We start from the raw sequence: 15,273 nt of genomic DNA, 5'->3' as shown, positions 1-15,273 counted from the left end.
TCAGACCTTTTTCCTATCTGCTGAAAAGTCACATTGCTCCTGCGGCAGCGCCCCGCAAACGGAGTATTTGACGTGACCAACCCGACTTCTGAACCCAGTAGCGAATATCGATATACCACCGATGGCGGCATCGCCATTATTCGCCGCCAGACAGAAATCACCTATGAAAATGCCACCGAAAGCCTGATCGACGCGCTTGATCGGACCAAGGGTGTTTTGCTGTCTTCAAGCTACGAGTTTCCAGGTCGTTATTCGCGCTGGGACATGGGATTTGCCAAACCCCCGCTGGAAATCACCGGACGCGAACGCGGCTTTGCAATCCGGGCGCTTAATGATCGCGGCCGGGTGCTTTTGCCGGTGATTGAAAACGCCCTTGCCGATCATGCCCATATCGAAGGCCTGACCAAAGGCGATGACGGGCTTTACGGCTATGTCGGCAATGCGGCCCCCTGGTTCCCCGAAGAAGAACGCAGTCAACAACCCAGCCTGTTTTCCGTTGTCCGGGCCATTCGCGATCTGTTTGCCCACAAGGGCGAGGAACGTTTGGGTCTATACGGTGCCTTTGGCTACGACATCGCCCTTCATTTCGAACAAATTGCACTGACCCAGGACCGCAGCAGTGATCACAAGGATGTCCATCTTTATCTACCCGACCAGATGATCACGGTCGATCATGCGTCCAAGGTCGCGACCCTTTTTGAATATGAATTCATTGCACCAGATGGCCATAGTACCGCCGGGCTCGACCGCATTGCCCAGGATCACCCGCCATCACATGGTGCAAACGGCATCGTAGAAAATGATATGAAAGACGGCGAATACGCCGCCGTCGTCGATGATACCAAGCCACGATTTGCGCGCGGTGAACTGTTTGAAGTCGTGCCAAGCCGCGTCTTCCGGACCGAATGCAAAACTGCCCCGTCGGAAATCTTCCGCCGCCTTAAACGCCGCAACCCGGCACCTTATGGTTTCCTGATCAATCTGGGGGATGGTGAACATCTGATCGGGGCATCGCCGGAAATGTATGTCCGCGTCACCGGTCAACGTATTGAAACCTGCCCGATTTCGGGCACCATCGCGCGCGGTCGCGACGCGATCGAAGATGCGGAAAATATCCGAACCCTTCTGAATTCGGCCAAGGAAGAATCCGAACTGACCATGTGCACCGACGTTGATCGCAACGATAAGGCACGCGTCTGCAAACCCGGCAGCATCAGAATTCTTGGCCGTCGCCAGATCGAAATGTATTCCCGCCTGATTCACACGGTCGATCACGTCGAAGGCCGCCTGCGCGAGGGGTTCGATGCGCTTGACGCCTTCCTGACGCATTGCTGGGCTGTGACCGTTACCGGTGCGCCCAAACGGGCCGCCATGAAACATATCGAAACAGTCGAACGCAGCCCGCGCGCATGGTATGGCGGGGCCATCGGGGCGGTTCTGTGCAATGGCGATCTGAATACCGGCCTGACATTACGCACGGTGCGTCTCAAACAGGGTGTTGCCGAAGTTCGCGCGGGTGCGACATTGCTGTTTGATAGTGAATCTGCCGCCGAAGAAGCCGAAACCGTGTTGAAGGCATCGGCCATGATTGATGCCGTCACCCGCGATGCCAAGGACGAAGCCACCATTGATCCGACCATTTCGGGCGTTGGCAAACGCGTGCTTCTGATCGACCACGAAGACAGTTTTGTTCAAAACCTTGCCAGCTATATCCGTGCAACCGGTGCCGAAACATTAACGCTCCGCCCCGGTTTCCCGGATGAGGCGTTTGATGATTTCAAACCGGATCTGGTGTTCCTGTCCCCTGGTCCGGGGCGCCCCGATGATTATGGTCTGCGCCAAAGCATCGAACGTGCCCTTGCCGCGGGGCTTCCGGTCTTTGGTGTTTGTCTTGGTTTACAGGGGATTGTCGAATTTTTTGGTGGATCACTTGGTCAACTCGACACACCAATGCATGGCAAACCGTCTAAGGTGAAACTGGACCCGTCTGATCCGTTGTTTGAAGGCCTTCCCGATGAAATCGTTGTTGGGCGCTATCACTCTCTATTTGCCGACCTGGCAAGCCTGCCAGCTGACCTTAAAGTCACCGCGCGCAGCAATGACGGTGTGGTTATGGGGATACGTCATCAAAGCCTGCCGATCAGCGCGGTTCAGTTCCATCCCGAAAGCCTGCTGACCCTGCAAGGCGATGTCGGAATGCGGATGATTGCCAACCTGCTTCGCAACCCGCACGGCATTCTGCCCGAAAAGGCTGAGATTTTCGATGGTGATGAAGCAACAGTCCAAGCCGCCTGAAACGATACGATAGACCGGATTACCTGACCCATCCCCCTGTCATCGACCTCCCCCTGTCGATGAAACCGGGTCAGGAAAACGCAACGGCCGCGCCCCTCCCTCGCGGTCGTTGCTTCATTTTATGCCTTAATCGTCGTCGTCATCCAGCGTCCCGTCGATCACACTGTAATCGGGTGGCGGAGCCTGACGAAACTTTTCCGGATCTGCTTTGCGTTTGTCACGCGTGCGTGAAATCCAGCCGCCATAAAAGGCTTCGGGCTTTGGCTCGGTCGGGGCACCAGCACGTACCGGGCGCGGGGCGAACCGGCCCAGACTGATCAGGCGGTCATACATCACGATATTGGCAGCAATCGCGACATTCACGCAGAAGCTCATCGGGATTTTGATGATGAAATCGCACTGATCCTGCATTTCCTGCGACAGATTTCCACGTTCCGGCCCAAGAATATAGGCCGCGCGCGACGGATGTTTGAAACTTGGCAGTTCAATCGCATCAGGTGTCAGTTCGACACCAACCATCCGGCATCCATCGGGCAGAAACAGATGATCGTGATCCGGGAAGTGATAGTAGGGCATCTGCTCGGACGCACGTGATGTGTCGGCCACATTGGCCCGTTCATCACGAAAATCCGCATCCACCGTAAAGGCAAAGCTGGCACCAAACGCATGAGCGGAACGAAACAGCGTGCCCACGTTAAAGGGCTTGCTGGCCCCTTCGATCCCGATCCCGAAATATCCGCGCATATTGTCCTCCGTGCTGCACGCCGATGGTGCGCTCACACACACTCCAATGAAAAAACTGGCTCGGCTATACCCGTCACAGGCGAATATGGCAAGTCAGCGGGCCGCACCCCTGCCCCGGCAGAGGAAGCAATCCAGGCATCGTGGAACAAAAAACACTCCGAGCCGTTTTATGATCAGGCAACCGGAAAAGCTGCATGCCATTGGCATGCAGATAAAATTTCCGGACCGAACGAGCAAACAACCCGAAAGAAACAGGAGAACACCTGATGAATTGGGACCAGATTGAAGGCCGTTGGAAACAGATGCGTGGTCACGTCAAGCGCGAATGGGGCCGCCTCACCGACGATGATCTTGATGAGATCGAAGGCCAGCAGGAAAAACTGGTTGGCTTGGTTCAGGAAGCCTATGGCGTTAAACGCGAAGAGGCCGACCGTCAGGTCCGCAACTGGTTTGACCGCCTCTAGGGCTTTCACCCCCACCAGATTACCACACGTAACAGAGCCCGCCGGATTATTACCCTCTTGATCCTGGCGGGCTTTGTGTTTTCTATGCAGGCAATCAATCCTGTTACCAGCTTGGAAAATCATGCCTGTCAAATCCCCCTGCATTGGCGTTTGCGTTCTTGACCCGGTCGCCGGGTACTGCATCGGATGCTTTCGCACCGGCGATGAAATCGGCGCATGGATGGGCATGAGTGACGGCAGCAAGAAACGGCTGCTGGAAACCATCCGCAAACGGCGTCTTTCGACCACTTCCGAACCGCTGATCACGACCGGGGACAAAGGCCTGTAACCCAGCCAGACCAGACATTGCGGACGGCAACAACCAATCCTAAATAAAAACCCTGATCATCAAAGGGGCGTATGCATGTCGAGCCTTGCACAGCAAAACGGAAATGCAGCGGCAGAACTCCGGCGCATGACGAGACGTGCCTTACATGCCGTGATGGCTACAACCGCCTGTGATCACAAACAGGTCGGCGATGGCTGGCCGGTGACGTCAATCGTTGTCCCTGCTGCGCATATTGATGGCCATGATGAAGTCATTTTCCACATGAATTCCGATCATGCCGATGCGATAGCCGACATTGTCGGATATTTCACCGATCAGGATAAGAATGACGGTTGGAAAATGGTCGCCATTGATTGTGATGGAATGGATTTGGAATGCAATTCTGCCGATTCCCGACCTTTGCGGGTCAACTTCACCGAAACAATCCGCAGCCCCGGCGAAGCGCGCGATATTCTGGTCGAAATGTGTAAAAAATCGCGCGGTCAGGTGTCCTGAATTTGGCAACGAAGATTTAATTATCACTTTCGAAAGGTGACTTTTCGCAAACGCAAAAACGTCTACGTTTTCCTTGGTATTGAGCCAAAGGACAGGTTGCTTTTGAGACACCTTTGTAACAATATGTCGCGACGCAAACGGTTAACCCACATACCGATTGTGTAGAATTGACTATTAACCCCAGACTCAATTCCCACCAGGAGAGATCCGTGCTGCAATCAGGACCCGTTGTCAGCCGTGTAGGCCTTGAAACCCATGGCCTCAAGAATCTTGGCGCCGTTCACTGGAATTTGGACGCTGCCGGCCTCTACGAACATGCAATCCGTCGTCAGGAAGGTAAAATTGCCAAGGGTGGCGCATTTGTTGCGCTGACAGGCGAGCATACCGGACGTTCCCCTCTGGATCGCTTTATCGTCGAAGAGGCAGGCACCAAGAATGACATCGACTGGGGCGACGTTAACCGCCCGGTCAGCCCGGAAGTGTTCGAGCGCCTGTATCAAAAAGTGCGCGCTTACTTCCAGGGCACCGAACTGTTCGTTCAGGACTGCTATGCCGGTTCGAATCCGCGTTTCCGCCTGCCGGTTCGCGTGATCAACGAAAATGCATGGCACAATCTTTTTGCGCGCAACATGTTCATTCAGCCGCAGAAAGAAGAACTTCGCGACTTCGCACCGGAATTCACCGTTCTGCACGCTCCTGGCCTGCAGGCTGATCCGGAAGTCGACGGCACCCGTTCCGAAGTATTCGTCGTCGTTTCGTTCGAACGCAAAATGGTGATCATCGGCGGCACCTGGTATGCCGGCGAAATGAAGAAATCGATCTTCTCTGTTCTTAACCATATTCTTCCGGCCAAAGGCGTCATGCCGATGCATTGCTCGGCCAATATGGGCAAGGACGGCGACACCGCGATCTTCTTTGGTCTGTCGGGTACCGGCAAAACCACCCTGTCGGCCGACGCATCACGCACGCTTATCGGTGACGATGAACATGGCTGGGGCGAAGATGGCGTCTTCAACTTCGAAGGCGGCTGCTACGCCAAGGTGATCAAGCTTTCCAAAGAGGCAGAACCGGAAATCTATGCCACAACCCAAACCTTCGGGACGGTTCTGGAAAACGTTGTGATGAATAAACAATCGCGCGAGCTTGACCTCGACGATGCCCGTCACACCGAAAATACCCGCTCAAGCTATCCGATCGAATTCATCCCGAATGCATCGGAAAACGGTCGTGGTGGTCACCCGAAAAACATCATCATGCTCACCTGCGATGCGTTTGGCGTTCTGCCGCCGATCGCCAAGCTGACCTCGGCACAGGCGATGTACCACTTCCTGTCGGGTTACACCGCAAAAGTTGCTGGCACCGAAAAAGGCGTCAAGGAACCGACCGCGGCGTTTTCCGCCTGCTTTGGCGCACCGTTCATGCCGCGTCATCCGTCGGTTTATGCCAAGCTGCTTGGCGAACTGATGGAAAAACATCAGGCAAATTGCTGGCTGGTCAATACCGGCTGGTCCGGTGGTGCGTATGGTGTCGGTTCGCGCATGAAAATCGCCTATACCCGCGGCCTTCTGAACGCGGCGCTCAATGGCGAACTCGAAAATGCCGACTTCGCGACCGACCCGTATTTCGGTCTGGCATACCCGACCGCGTGTGGTGACATCCCCGCCGAAGTCCTTAACCCGCGTGAAAGCTGGTCAGACAAGACTGCCTATGACAAAGCCGCCGCGAACCTGACCAGCCTGTTCGAAAAGAACTTCGCGAAGTTCGAAGAACATGTCGCTGCCGACGTTCGCGATGCTGCAATCCGCAGCAACGCCGAAGTCAAAGCCGCCGAGTAAGGCGACTGACACCCGTTATTTAAGAAAGGCCGGTGCATGCATCGGCCTTTTTGCTGAAAACAGAAAATTGATTCTCGTTTCAACCGACGGAACTGCCCGAGCTGTGCCGTCCTAAAATACGTTGACGTTTTTTCCTGAAGCCAGCGGTCGATCATCCGCTGGCTTTTTGATGCACGCTTTCTGTTGTTTGCATTGCCAGAGCGATCTGCGTGCAACACTGGCAAAGCTGCGTGCGCAGAAAGCCGATTTGACCCAATCGGTGCTTTTGATGGAAGAGATGGGGCAGACGCAAGTGGTTGTCGACTACAATTTTCAGTCGGCGGTAGATGACCCCCACGGACTAATTGCCCATCACGCGGTGACACAGGCGACATCGTACCAGAACGAATTAAATCAACATTCTGGGGGTCAAAAACATCATCGAAAGGCTCTCGCTCTTCCCGGCAAAATGAAAACACTCTCGCTTATGCAAAACCCCGCTAACAATCTAACGGGGTTTTGACACAGGCTCAGAATGGCGACCTTTACGGTGACTAACGGATACTGAACTTACTACCGTTTGGGATCATTAATATTGCGCCAGTAAAGCGTAATGTCCTTTTCGGGCTTACCGAAAAGATATCCTTGGGCATAGTCAAAACCGACCTTGGTGACCATTTCGCGCATGGTTTCGGTTTCGATCATTTCGGCCACGACCTCGACCTTCAGTTCATGACAAAGATCGACCAGCGATTTCAGGAATGCACGGCCTTTGGTTGCCTTCAATGACTGTCGGATCGATTCCCCGTCTATTTTGACATAATCAACATCCAACGCACTGAGATATCGGAAATTCGATGCTCCTGTACCGAAATCATCCAGACAGATTTCAACACCAAAATCGCGGAACCGTGAAATCCAGGTTGATGCGGTATCGATATCCGTAATCTCGGCCGTTTCGGTAATCTCGATCATCAACTGCCCCATCGTGTCGCGATTGCGTTCAAACAGTGCAATCACAGACCGGCAGAAATCCGGGTTTTCGATGCTATGACCCGAAACGTTGACCGCCACACGTGCATCGATGCCCTCGTCCAGCTGGTTACGGATCCATTTGAGGGTCCGGCGCATCATCGCCAGATCCAGCCTGTGGATCATATTGACCTGTTCGGCAAAGCTGATCAGTCGTTCCGTCGGAATAAGATTACCATCGTCATCATAAAAGCGCGCCAAGACCTCGAAATGATGGATTTCCGCAGATGGCAACCGCACGATCGGCTGATAAACCGCATCGAATTTCAGACGGTCAACCCGCATGCCGAAATCGCGCATTGCCGAAAAGGTATCATTCACCAGATTGGGGGTCTGGCCTATCAGGCGCGAAAATGTAAATCCGTGCTCCTGCCGGTCGCAGAACCGGCGGATAGAATAAAGCACCCCGCGAGCAAGATCGCCGGGCGGGATCATTTCGGCCGTAAAGTCGGTAACAGACGTGGAAATCTCCACCCCCTTGCCTTCCGGATCGGCGTCCCGCGCACAATCGGCAATCCGATCTTCAAGTTCGCCAACTGGCACATCGGGCCGGTGCAACATACCGAACTGATTGCCATTCAGGCGGCCCGCAGTATCCCCGGCAACGGAATGCGCCCTTAGAAATGCACCGATACTGGATAGCATTTCATCCCGTTCGATCTGCTCCATGCGTTTGCAAAGCGGATCAAAGGCATTCAATGTCATCAGGGTGAATTTGTGTTCTGCACCGGTTTCGCGTTGCGCCATCAGGCGTTCGGTCACCACCCGGGACAGACTTTCCTCGTCCATCAGTCCGGTTGCCTCATCGCGCCTGATTGATCGCGCCACATCATGGGGTAGCGTATTGATCGCAACGCGCAGGGCAACAAAGAAATGATCGCCAAGATCGGGCAGGAAATAACCACTCATGGAAACCGGGGCGCTTAACTGCTCATCCGGGCGAATAAACCGCACCTGGATATTGTCCATACGGCCACGACGGCGCGCCACATACAGCATTTCCTGAACCAGCGGCCGGAATTGCGAGGCCAGAACCGATTGCAGACTATGTCCTTCAAGGTCGGCTGCGGACCGGCCCATCATGCCATCTGCCGCCCCGGATGCGAACACGATCCTCAGATCGTCATCCAGTTCAAGCAGAAGATCCCCCCACACAAACGCAAGTGCAGCGAAACGATTCCGTTCGTTCCGAAGTGCCGTCGTTCGACTTTTGAGAAGCTTTTCCAAAGGGTCCTCTTGCGCTGCCTCGAAATCCTTGCGCCTTCCTGCCCCCAATTCAGGAAGTCACATCATCCGCAAAGACGAATTCGCCTATCATCTGCATGGCACCCTTAATAACGCCTTTACAGCACCGACAGATTTCGAACTTCGCGAATACATTTCCGGGTGCGTAACGCGCCGAAATTCGGAACATTCCCCTGGCACCGCCCGGTTCCAAACACAGATTGACTATATCTTTGTTCAGGCTGCGCTTTTTAAACCCCTACCCCGAATTATTCGAGCCTGAAATTGTTGCAAAAACCGCATGCCTACAATGCTGGGCCATGAAATCACCGTCGGCACCTTTGCAAACCGGATGTAATCCCATAATAAAGAATGTCGTGAACGCCGCGTAGCTTTGTGCCGCCATCGCCCATAACCGGAATGCTTCAACATGCCCTCGATCGTTTCTGCCACTGCTGTCATTCCGCGTATTGCGCCGGACAATGTCCTGATCTTTGATCTCGACAACACGCTCTATCCCTCGGCATGCGACCTGTTTTCGCAGGTCTCGAATCTAATCGGGCAATATGTGCGTGATACATTACGGATTCCGGCGGACGAGGCCTATGTGATCCAGAAAAGCTATTTTCACCGCTATGGCACGACGCTGCGCGGTCTGATGACCGAACATGACATTGATCCGGCGGATTACCTTAACAAGGTTCACAATATTGATCTGTCCGTGATGGATCCTGCGCCGGAACTGGCGGCTGCTTTGGATGCGCTGCCATGCCGCAAGGTGATCTTCACAAACGCGTCGCGCGGGCATGCCGAACGGGTGATGGATCGCCTTGGCATTGCCAGCCATTTCGAAACCATCTTTGACATCGTCGACGCCGACTATATCCCCAAACCCGAACGCCAGCCCTATGACCGATTGCTTGCGCGCGATGCAATTGATCCAACGCGCGCGATCTATTTTGAAGACATGGCCAAAAATCTGCTTCCGGCAAAGGACATGGGCATGACGACCGTATGGGTCCATACTGACGAGGAATGGGCGCAGGTTGGCCGCGACGATCCCAGGATCGACCACGAAACCAACAATCTGGTGCATTTCTTACGCGAACTGGGCAAGGGTCCGGCCTAAAACCGGGTTCGGGCAAATTTGTCATGGTTCCAAGATTGAGCTTGGTGCCGTGATCGGGTAATTCTTGCGCGGGTCAGAATCAGGGAACCCAAAAGCCGGAACTACGTAAACTGGCGGAGTTGACTTCACAGCAGGCTTTGACCATTCTCCGCCCGACATGAAATTAAGGCTGACCGCAAGGACTTCTGAAAATGGACAGAACAGAACTTGAAGGCGTGATCAACGTCGCATGGGAAAACCGCGACGAAATCGGCTCCGCCACCCAGGGTGAAATCCGCAAGGCCGTCGACCAAACGCTTGCCGCACTTGATAGCGGCAAACTGCGTGTTGCCGAAAAGACAGACGGCAAGTGGATTGTCAATCAGTGGGCCAAGAAGGCGGTTCTTCTGTCCTTCCGTCTCAATGACATGACCACCATTTCCGGCGGCCCCGGCGAAAACACCAACTGGTGGGACAAGGTCCCGTCAAAATTTGAAGGTTGGGGTGAAGCTGAATTCAAAAATGCTGGCTTCCGGGCCGTACCGGGCAGCATCGTGCGCCGTTCGGCCTATGTCGCACCGGGCACCGTTCTGATGCCGAGCTTTGTGAATCTTGGTGCCTATGTCGATACCGGCGTGATGGTCGATACCTGGGCAACTGTCGGTTCCTGCGCACAGATCGGCAAAAACGTTCATCTTTCCGGTGGTGCCGGTATCGGTGGCGTGCTTGAACCCCTTCAGGCCGGTCCGGTCATCATCGAAGACAACGCCTTTATCGGGGCGCGTTCGGAAATCGTCGAAGGTGTTATCGTCGAAGAAGGTGCCGTGATTTCGATGGGTGTATTTATCGGCGCTTCAACCAAGATCATCGACCGCACCACTGGCGAGACCTTTGTCGGCCGCGTTCCGGCATACTCGGTTGTGGTTCCGGGCAGCATTCCGGGCAAGCCATTGCCCGATGGCAAACCAGGGCCGAGCCTGTATTGCGCGGTCATCATCAAACGTGTTGATGAAAAAACCCGTTCGAAAACCTCGATCAACGAATTGCTGCGTGACTGATTTCTATCACCGGATTTTCTAATGATCTATAAGGGGCGAAGCGGAATGCCGTTTCGCCCCTTTGCACATCAAATGTTTCACTTGAAACATCCATGATGGATTTTTAATCCTACTCATTCATCAAGAAGCCAAGAGAATATCAAATGTCCGCCGCCCTTGATCTTGCCCAATCCCTGATCCGCTGCCCGTCCGTTACCCCTGCGGATGCCGGTGCGCTTGATGTCTTGCAGACAGCCCTTGAAGCACGCGGTTTTGACTGCAAACGGAAAGTGTTTCACGAAGACGGCTGGGACAGCATAGACAACCTTTATGCGCGGCTGGGAACCAAAGGGCGCAATTTTTGTTTTGCCGGGCATACTGATGTGGTTCCGGCGGGCGATGTCGCGGCCTGGACGGTTGATCCATTTGGTGGCGAAATCAAGGATGGCCGTCTGTTCGGGCGCGGCGCGGTTGATATGAAAACCAACATTGCCTGTTTCGTTGAATCCGTTGACGCCTTTCTGGCGACCCATCCCGATTTTGACGAAAGCATCAGCTTCCTGATTACCGGTGATGAAGAAGCCGATGCGGTGAACGGCACGATCAAGCTGCTGGACTGGTGTGGCAAGCATGGCGAGAAACTTGATGTCTGCCTTCTTGGCGAGCCGACCAATCCGACATATCTCGGCGAGATGATGAAAGTCGGTCGCCGCGGTTCCATCACCGGCTGGCTGACGATCTATGGCGCTCAAGGCCATGTTGCCTATCCACACCTGGCAGATAACCCGGTACCGCGCATGTTAAAGGTCCTCAATGCACTGACCACGCATGAACTCGATCAGGGCACCCCGCATTTCCAGCCAAGCAATCTGGAAGTTACCACCATCGATGCCGGGAATCCGGCGACCAACGTGGTTCCGTCAAAGGTCAGTGCTGCATTTAATATCCGTTTCAATGACCTGCATCAGGGCGTCGATCTGGAAAAATGGATCCGTGAAACCTGTGCTGCACATGCCGGTCCCCATGATCTTAAAGTCAAGATTTCCGGCGAAGCCTTTGTATCCGAGCCGGGCAGACTGGCAGCCCTTATTTCCGATGCCTCGGAAAAAGTCACCGGCCACCGACCGGATATGAGCACAACAGGTGGCACTTCGGATGCGCGCTTCATCCACAAATATTGCGAAGTCGCGGAATTTGGCCTTGTCGGGCAAAGCATGCACAAGGTCGATGAGCATGCGATGATCAATGATATCGAAAAACTGGTCGTGATTTACGCCGATATTCTTTCGGGGTACTTTGCGAAAGTCTGATAAAGGCCGGATAGATTTAAATGGATCGGGGGATCAGGGAAATGGCAGAAACACCAAAGGCTGCAACCAGTTCAACTCGGATTGCCAAAGGTGACATTGTCCCGAAAATCGTCCTGCCCGATACCGCCGGACAAACGGTCGACCTGACAGATCAACTGATCGCGGGAAACACACTTGCGCTTTGGTTGCTGGATGAAAAACCGACCAAGGAAACATGGCAGGAAATTGATCGGTTTCTCGATCAGGTCGCGGGTTGCGAGACCCTGACTTTTCTGATCATCGGCGGCACTAAAAGCCCCAGGAAGGCAGCAAAGTCAAACGCCAAGGCAACCGAGCTTTATGACGCGGAAAACGCGGTCAAAAAGCTGTTTGGCGTTACTGGCCCCTCAATGCTTCTGATCGATCCAAATCATCGGCTGGTGTTCAACGCATCGTTTGCGGATGTTGATAACGGCATTGACGTCTGCAAGGCAATCCACGCCGGAAGCAAATCAGACGTGATCAATCGCCAGGCACCGGTCATGTTGCTGCATGACATTCTGGAACCGGAATTGTGTCAGGAACTGATTTCCTATTGGGAAGCCGGTGAAAAGCGTGCGGATGGTGTATCCAAGGGGACGGAAAACAGCAGCACGGCGAAATCCGACATCAAAAAGCGCAATGACGTTGTCCTTCTGGATGAAGTGCTGTTTGAGAAAGTCAAAAGCCGACTTGTGGGGCGGGTTATCCCGGAACTGTTCAAGGCATTCCAGTTCAGAACTGCAAGCATGGAAGCCCTAAGGATCGGGTGTTATGACGCCGCTGACAAGGGACATTTCGGTCGCCACCGGGACAATCGCACCGCATTTACCGCACATCGTCGATTTGCAGTGTCGCTGAACCTGAACCCGATAACTTACGAAGGCGGGCAGGTTCGTTTTCCCGAGTATGGTCGCGGCCTTTACGCGCCGCCTGCCGGGGGTGCCGTCGTATTTTCCTGTTCACTGTTGCATGAAGCAATGCCGGTGACCAAGGGACGCCGATTCGGGATATTTACCTTCCTAACCGATGAAGCCGGTGCGATTGCAGAACAGAAAATGATTGCACAACGCAAAGGCCAGGTTGCAGCACTTGCGATGAAACGCTGATCGATCGTTAGATAGGGCTTTCAGCGGATTGGCGCGCAGTATTGTCCACGCTTTCTTGTAGTGACTTGAGACGCGGCACGGATTTTCGCACGGAGTTCAGGATCAGTTCGGCCGTTTCGTCATCGACAGCCCGGCCAAGCACCATCGCACCAACCATCATCGACAGCATCGCGGTTGCATTGATGCGGTGTTCCTTGCTGATTTCATCAAGTGGCGGGTTTTCAAACCATTCATCGGCTTCTTCGCGGGTCATCGGGGCTATACCGCGTTCTTCGAGTGCGAGTTTTCCGGCAAGCCTGCCACACGCCCCGCGGATCACCTTGGAAAAGGCTTTTTGCGCCCGCTCGCCCGACCGGGCAACTTCGGTTGAAAGCGTCGGCAACGCACATCCCTTGCCAGGATGATTGAGGTGCTGGTTCGACAGATATAGATCAGCAAAGGCCGTGGTCCAATCAAGGCCGAATTTTTCTGCTTTGCGCAAACGCGACAGGATCGGTTCTGACAAAAGGTTAATACCGCTATCTACAGTGGCGACAAACAGGTCTTCCTTGTTTTTGAAATGCGCGTAAAACCCGCCGCGCGTCAGTCCCGCATTGGCCATCACCTGATCGATCGTCACATTTTCATAGCCGACCGTTTTGAAAAGCTTGGCTGCTGATCGGATTATTTTCAGCCGCGTCTTTGGTTTGTGATCCGGACTGTAAGGCATGATCTGGCTCCGATTGAGGTGACGGGAAACAAGGCTCGCACATTTTTATAATATGTTCTTGAACATATTATGTCGTGCGTAATCCTGTTGGCAACTCTCGCGCAGCGGGGCGCTGATTCAGAGCCGCGCAACCGCAACGACACGCCACTATAGATGCAAAGGATTTTGCGATGTCCAAGGTGATCATCTACGGCATGCCGCGCAGCAGTCTCTCGCGCACGGTACGGATTGCCTGTATCGAGAAACAGATTTCGTTCGAGTTCCGCACCAAAGGCATTCAATCCCCAGGCGCAGAGCCGACACCGGAATTGCTGCAATTCAATCCGTTCGGCAAGGTGCCGGTTCTGGTTCATGACAATCTGGTTCTGTACGAAACCAGTGCGATCTGCCGTTACATTGATGATGCGTTTGACGGACCGCTATTGCGTCCGGTGCGAAAGGACAAAGTGGCGCGCATGGAACAATGGATCAGTGTCGCCACGACGCGGCTGGATACACAAATCCTGCGGCAATTTGTCATCCCGATGGTTTTTGCCGATACAGAACAGCGCAATGACCCGGGTTTTGCGGTCCGAATGAAGCGCATGGGCGATCTTATTGCTCATGACCTTAAAATTCTTGATCCGCATTATGATGATGGCTGGTTATTCGGCCAGCGTTTCACCATTCCAGATATGCTGATCATGCCCATGATCCACTATCTCAAAGCAATGCCCGGGGGACCGGAAATTCTGGCAGAAGTACCAAATCTGGATACGGCGTTCAAAAATTTTCAGGCACGCCATTCTGCGGCTGTGACCGACCCGCTGTTACCGGACCGTATTTTGCGGACGGCATAGAGGCCCCCCGCACCTTCCTTTTCCTTACCCCTTTGCGCTAACTGGATCGCGCATTTGGTGTTGCAGCCGCCCCATTCCGGATTCCCCCAATATGTTTTCCGGCGTCGGGGCGGTTGCTTTTTTATCCCCGGAAAATCAGGGCTTCCACGTGATCGGAATATAGCCCGGCAAGGCCGCAACACGATCAAGCCACGCACGGATGCCTGGATATACCGAAAGGTCGATATCGCCTTCTTCAGCGACATGAGTATAGGCATACAGGGATATGTCTGCGATCGACAGTGCGTCCCCGACCAGCCAGTTATGCCCCGACAACCGCTTTTCCATCAGATCCAGCGCCTTTTTCGCACCAGCCCGCTTCATCGGCACCAGAATATCGGCATGTTCAGGCATGCCCTTGACACCGACCCATGAGCGCAAAACAGCAATCGTTGGTTCATGATCATATTGTTCAAAGAACAGCCATTGCATGACCTCGGTGCGTTCCCACGCATCGGTCGGCAAATAAGGTGTTCCTTCGGCAAGGTGGATCAGGATCGCATTGCTTTCGACCAGAACCCGGCCATTGTCAAATTCCAGCGCAGGGATTTTGCCATTGGTATTGATGCGCGACAGAAATTCGGGCGTGCGGGTTTCACCCTTGGTGATGTCATGTTCGACCAGATCAAATGATTTGCCAAGCAGGGTCAGCAGCAACCGAATCTTGTAGCCGTTTCCCGACGGTAAAAAATCGTGAAGTATCATTCC

General features: G+C 53.9%; 15 protein-coding genes. 11 read left to right on the top strand and 4 right to left on the bottom strand.

What is annotated here, in order from left to right:
- Window positions 1-72: 72 nt before the first annotated feature.
- Complete coding sequence (locus BC440_RS00560) at window positions 73-2,295, top strand: anthranilate synthase component I (RefSeq protein WP_071239360.1); 2,223 nt, start codon at window positions 73-75, stop codon at window positions 2,293-2,295.
- A 126-nt stretch (window positions 2,296-2,421) separates the two neighbouring features.
- Here the strand turns inward: BC440_RS00560 and BC440_RS00555 are convergent, their stop codons facing one another.
- Window positions 2,422-3,075 carry an RNA methyltransferase gene (locus BC440_RS00555; protein WP_230729497.1) on the bottom strand — a complete coding sequence of 218 codons (654 nt, stop codon included), beginning with the start codon at window positions 3,073-3,075 and terminating at the stop codon, window positions 2,422-2,424.
- Between the two features lie 230 nt (window positions 3,076-3,305).
- Here BC440_RS00555 and BC440_RS00550 point away from each other — a divergent pair, with 230 nt between their 5' ends.
- The 5 genes from BC440_RS00550 (at window position 3,306) to BC440_RS00530 (ending at window position 6,663) form a co-directional block, all read left to right on the top strand.
- On the top strand, window positions 3,306-3,503 hold the full coding sequence (locus BC440_RS00550; protein ID WP_037989411.1) for a CsbD family protein: 198 nt from the start codon (window positions 3,306-3,308) through the stop codon (window positions 3,501-3,503).
- 121 nt (window positions 3,504-3,624) lie between these two features.
- Complete coding sequence (locus BC440_RS00545) at window positions 3,625-3,831, top strand: DUF1289 domain-containing protein (protein ID WP_071239359.1); 207 nt, start codon at window positions 3,625-3,627, stop codon at window positions 3,829-3,831.
- Between the two features lie 75 nt (window positions 3,832-3,906).
- Entirely contained in the window at window positions 3,907-4,326 is a 420-nt protein-coding gene (locus BC440_RS00540) for a DUF2470 domain-containing protein (protein WP_071239358.1), read from the top strand.
- 209 nt (window positions 4,327-4,535) lie between these two features.
- Window positions 4,536-6,161, top strand: coding sequence for a phosphoenolpyruvate carboxykinase (locus BC440_RS00535; RefSeq protein WP_071239357.1), 1,626 nt, complete (start codon window positions 4,536-4,538; stop codon window positions 6,159-6,161).
- 121 nt (window positions 6,162-6,282) lie between these two features.
- Entirely contained in the window at window positions 6,283-6,663 is a 381-nt protein-coding gene (locus BC440_RS00530; RefSeq protein ID WP_139192055.1) for a hypothetical protein, read from the top strand.
- Between the two features lie 50 nt (window positions 6,664-6,713).
- Here BC440_RS00530 and BC440_RS00525 read toward each other — a convergent pair whose 3' ends face one another.
- Window positions 6,714-8,399 carry an EAL domain-containing protein gene (locus BC440_RS00525; RefSeq protein ID WP_071239355.1) on the bottom strand — a complete coding sequence of 562 codons (1,686 nt, stop codon included), beginning with the start codon at window positions 8,397-8,399 and terminating at the stop codon, window positions 6,714-6,716.
- A 427-nt stretch (window positions 8,400-8,826) separates the two neighbouring features.
- Between BC440_RS00525 and BC440_RS00520 the strand changes: the two genes are divergently transcribed.
- The 4 genes from BC440_RS00520 (at window position 8,827) to BC440_RS00505 (ending at window position 12,978) form a co-directional block, all read left to right on the top strand.
- Window positions 8,827-9,525, top strand: a complete 699-nt coding sequence (locus BC440_RS00520; RefSeq protein WP_063093248.1) for a pyrimidine 5'-nucleotidase — start codon at window positions 8,827-8,829, stop codon at window positions 9,523-9,525.
- 191 nt (window positions 9,526-9,716) lie between these two features.
- Window positions 9,717-10,562 (top strand): 2,3,4,5-tetrahydropyridine-2,6-dicarboxylate N-succinyltransferase, encoded by an 846-nt coding sequence (dapD, locus tag BC440_RS00515; RefSeq protein ID WP_007091836.1) that lies wholly within the window; start codon window positions 9,717-9,719, stop codon window positions 10,560-10,562.
- A gap of 143 nt (window positions 10,563-10,705) precedes the next feature.
- A complete protein-coding gene (gene dapE, locus BC440_RS00510) occupies window positions 10,706-11,851 on the top strand; it encodes a succinyl-diaminopimelate desuccinylase (RefSeq protein ID WP_071239354.1) in 1,146 nt (381 codons plus the stop codon).
- 41 nt (window positions 11,852-11,892) lie between these two features.
- Complete coding sequence (locus BC440_RS00505; RefSeq protein WP_247643505.1) at window positions 11,893-12,978, top strand: 2OG-Fe(II) oxygenase; 1,086 nt, start codon at window positions 11,893-11,895, stop codon at window positions 12,976-12,978.
- 7 nt (window positions 12,979-12,985) lie between these two features.
- Here BC440_RS00505 and BC440_RS00500 read toward each other — a convergent pair whose 3' ends face one another.
- Window positions 12,986-13,687, bottom strand: a complete 702-nt coding sequence (locus tag BC440_RS00500; protein WP_071239352.1) for a TetR/AcrR family transcriptional regulator — start codon at window positions 13,685-13,687, stop codon at window positions 12,986-12,988.
- A 170-nt stretch (window positions 13,688-13,857) separates the two neighbouring features.
- Between BC440_RS00500 and BC440_RS00495 the strand changes: the two genes are divergently transcribed.
- Complete coding sequence (locus BC440_RS00495) at window positions 13,858-14,526, top strand: glutathione S-transferase family protein (protein WP_071239351.1); 669 nt, start codon at window positions 13,858-13,860, stop codon at window positions 14,524-14,526.
- Between the two features lie 135 nt (window positions 14,527-14,661).
- Here BC440_RS00495 and BC440_RS00490 read toward each other — a convergent pair whose 3' ends face one another.
- On the bottom strand, window positions 14,662-15,270 hold the full coding sequence (locus tag BC440_RS00490; RefSeq protein ID WP_071239350.1) for a glutathione S-transferase family protein: 609 nt from the start codon (window positions 15,268-15,270) through the stop codon (window positions 14,662-14,664).
- Between the last annotated feature and the right edge of the window lie 3 nt (window positions 15,271-15,273).

The sequence above is a fragment of the Thalassospira sp. MIT1004 genome (assembly GCF_001858545.1).
Lineage (GTDB): Bacteria > Pseudomonadota > Alphaproteobacteria > Rhodospirillales > Thalassospiraceae > Thalassospira > Thalassospira xiamenensis.
This window is presented reverse-complemented; position numbering and strand designations above follow the sequence as displayed.

Coding starts and splice junctions, on each gene's coding strand:
- BC440_RS00550 (WP_037989411.1), top strand. CDS start 3,306: ATGAATTGGGACCAGATTGAAGGCCGTTGGAAACAGATGCGTGGTCAC.
- BC440_RS00545 (WP_071239359.1), top strand. CDS start 3,625: ATGCCTGTCAAATCCCCCTGCATTGGCGTTTGCGTTCTTGACCCGGTC.
- BC440_RS00540 (WP_071239358.1), top strand. CDS start 3,907: ATGTCGAGCCTTGCACAGCAAAACGGAAATGCAGCGGCAGAACTCCGG.
- BC440_RS00520 (WP_063093248.1), top strand. CDS start 8,827: ATGCCCTCGATCGTTTCTGCCACTGCTGTCATTCCGCGTATTGCGCCG.
- dapD (WP_007091836.1), top strand. CDS start 9,717: ATGGACAGAACAGAACTTGAAGGCGTGATCAACGTCGCATGGGAAAAC.
- dapE (WP_071239354.1), top strand. CDS start 10,706: ATGTCCGCCGCCCTTGATCTTGCCCAATCCCTGATCCGCTGCCCGTCC.
- BC440_RS00505 (WP_247643505.1), top strand. CDS start 11,893: ATGGCAGAAACACCAAAGGCTGCAACCAGTTCAACTCGGATTGCCAAA.
- BC440_RS00500 (WP_071239352.1), bottom strand. CDS start 13,687: ATGCCTTACAGTCCGGATCACAAACCAAAGACGCGGCTGAAAATAATC.
- BC440_RS00495 (WP_071239351.1), top strand. CDS start 13,858: ATGTCCAAGGTGATCATCTACGGCATGCCGCGCAGCAGTCTCTCGCGC.
- BC440_RS00490 (WP_071239350.1), bottom strand. CDS start 15,270: ATGATACTTCACGATTTTTTACCGTCGGGAAACGGCTACAAGATTCGG.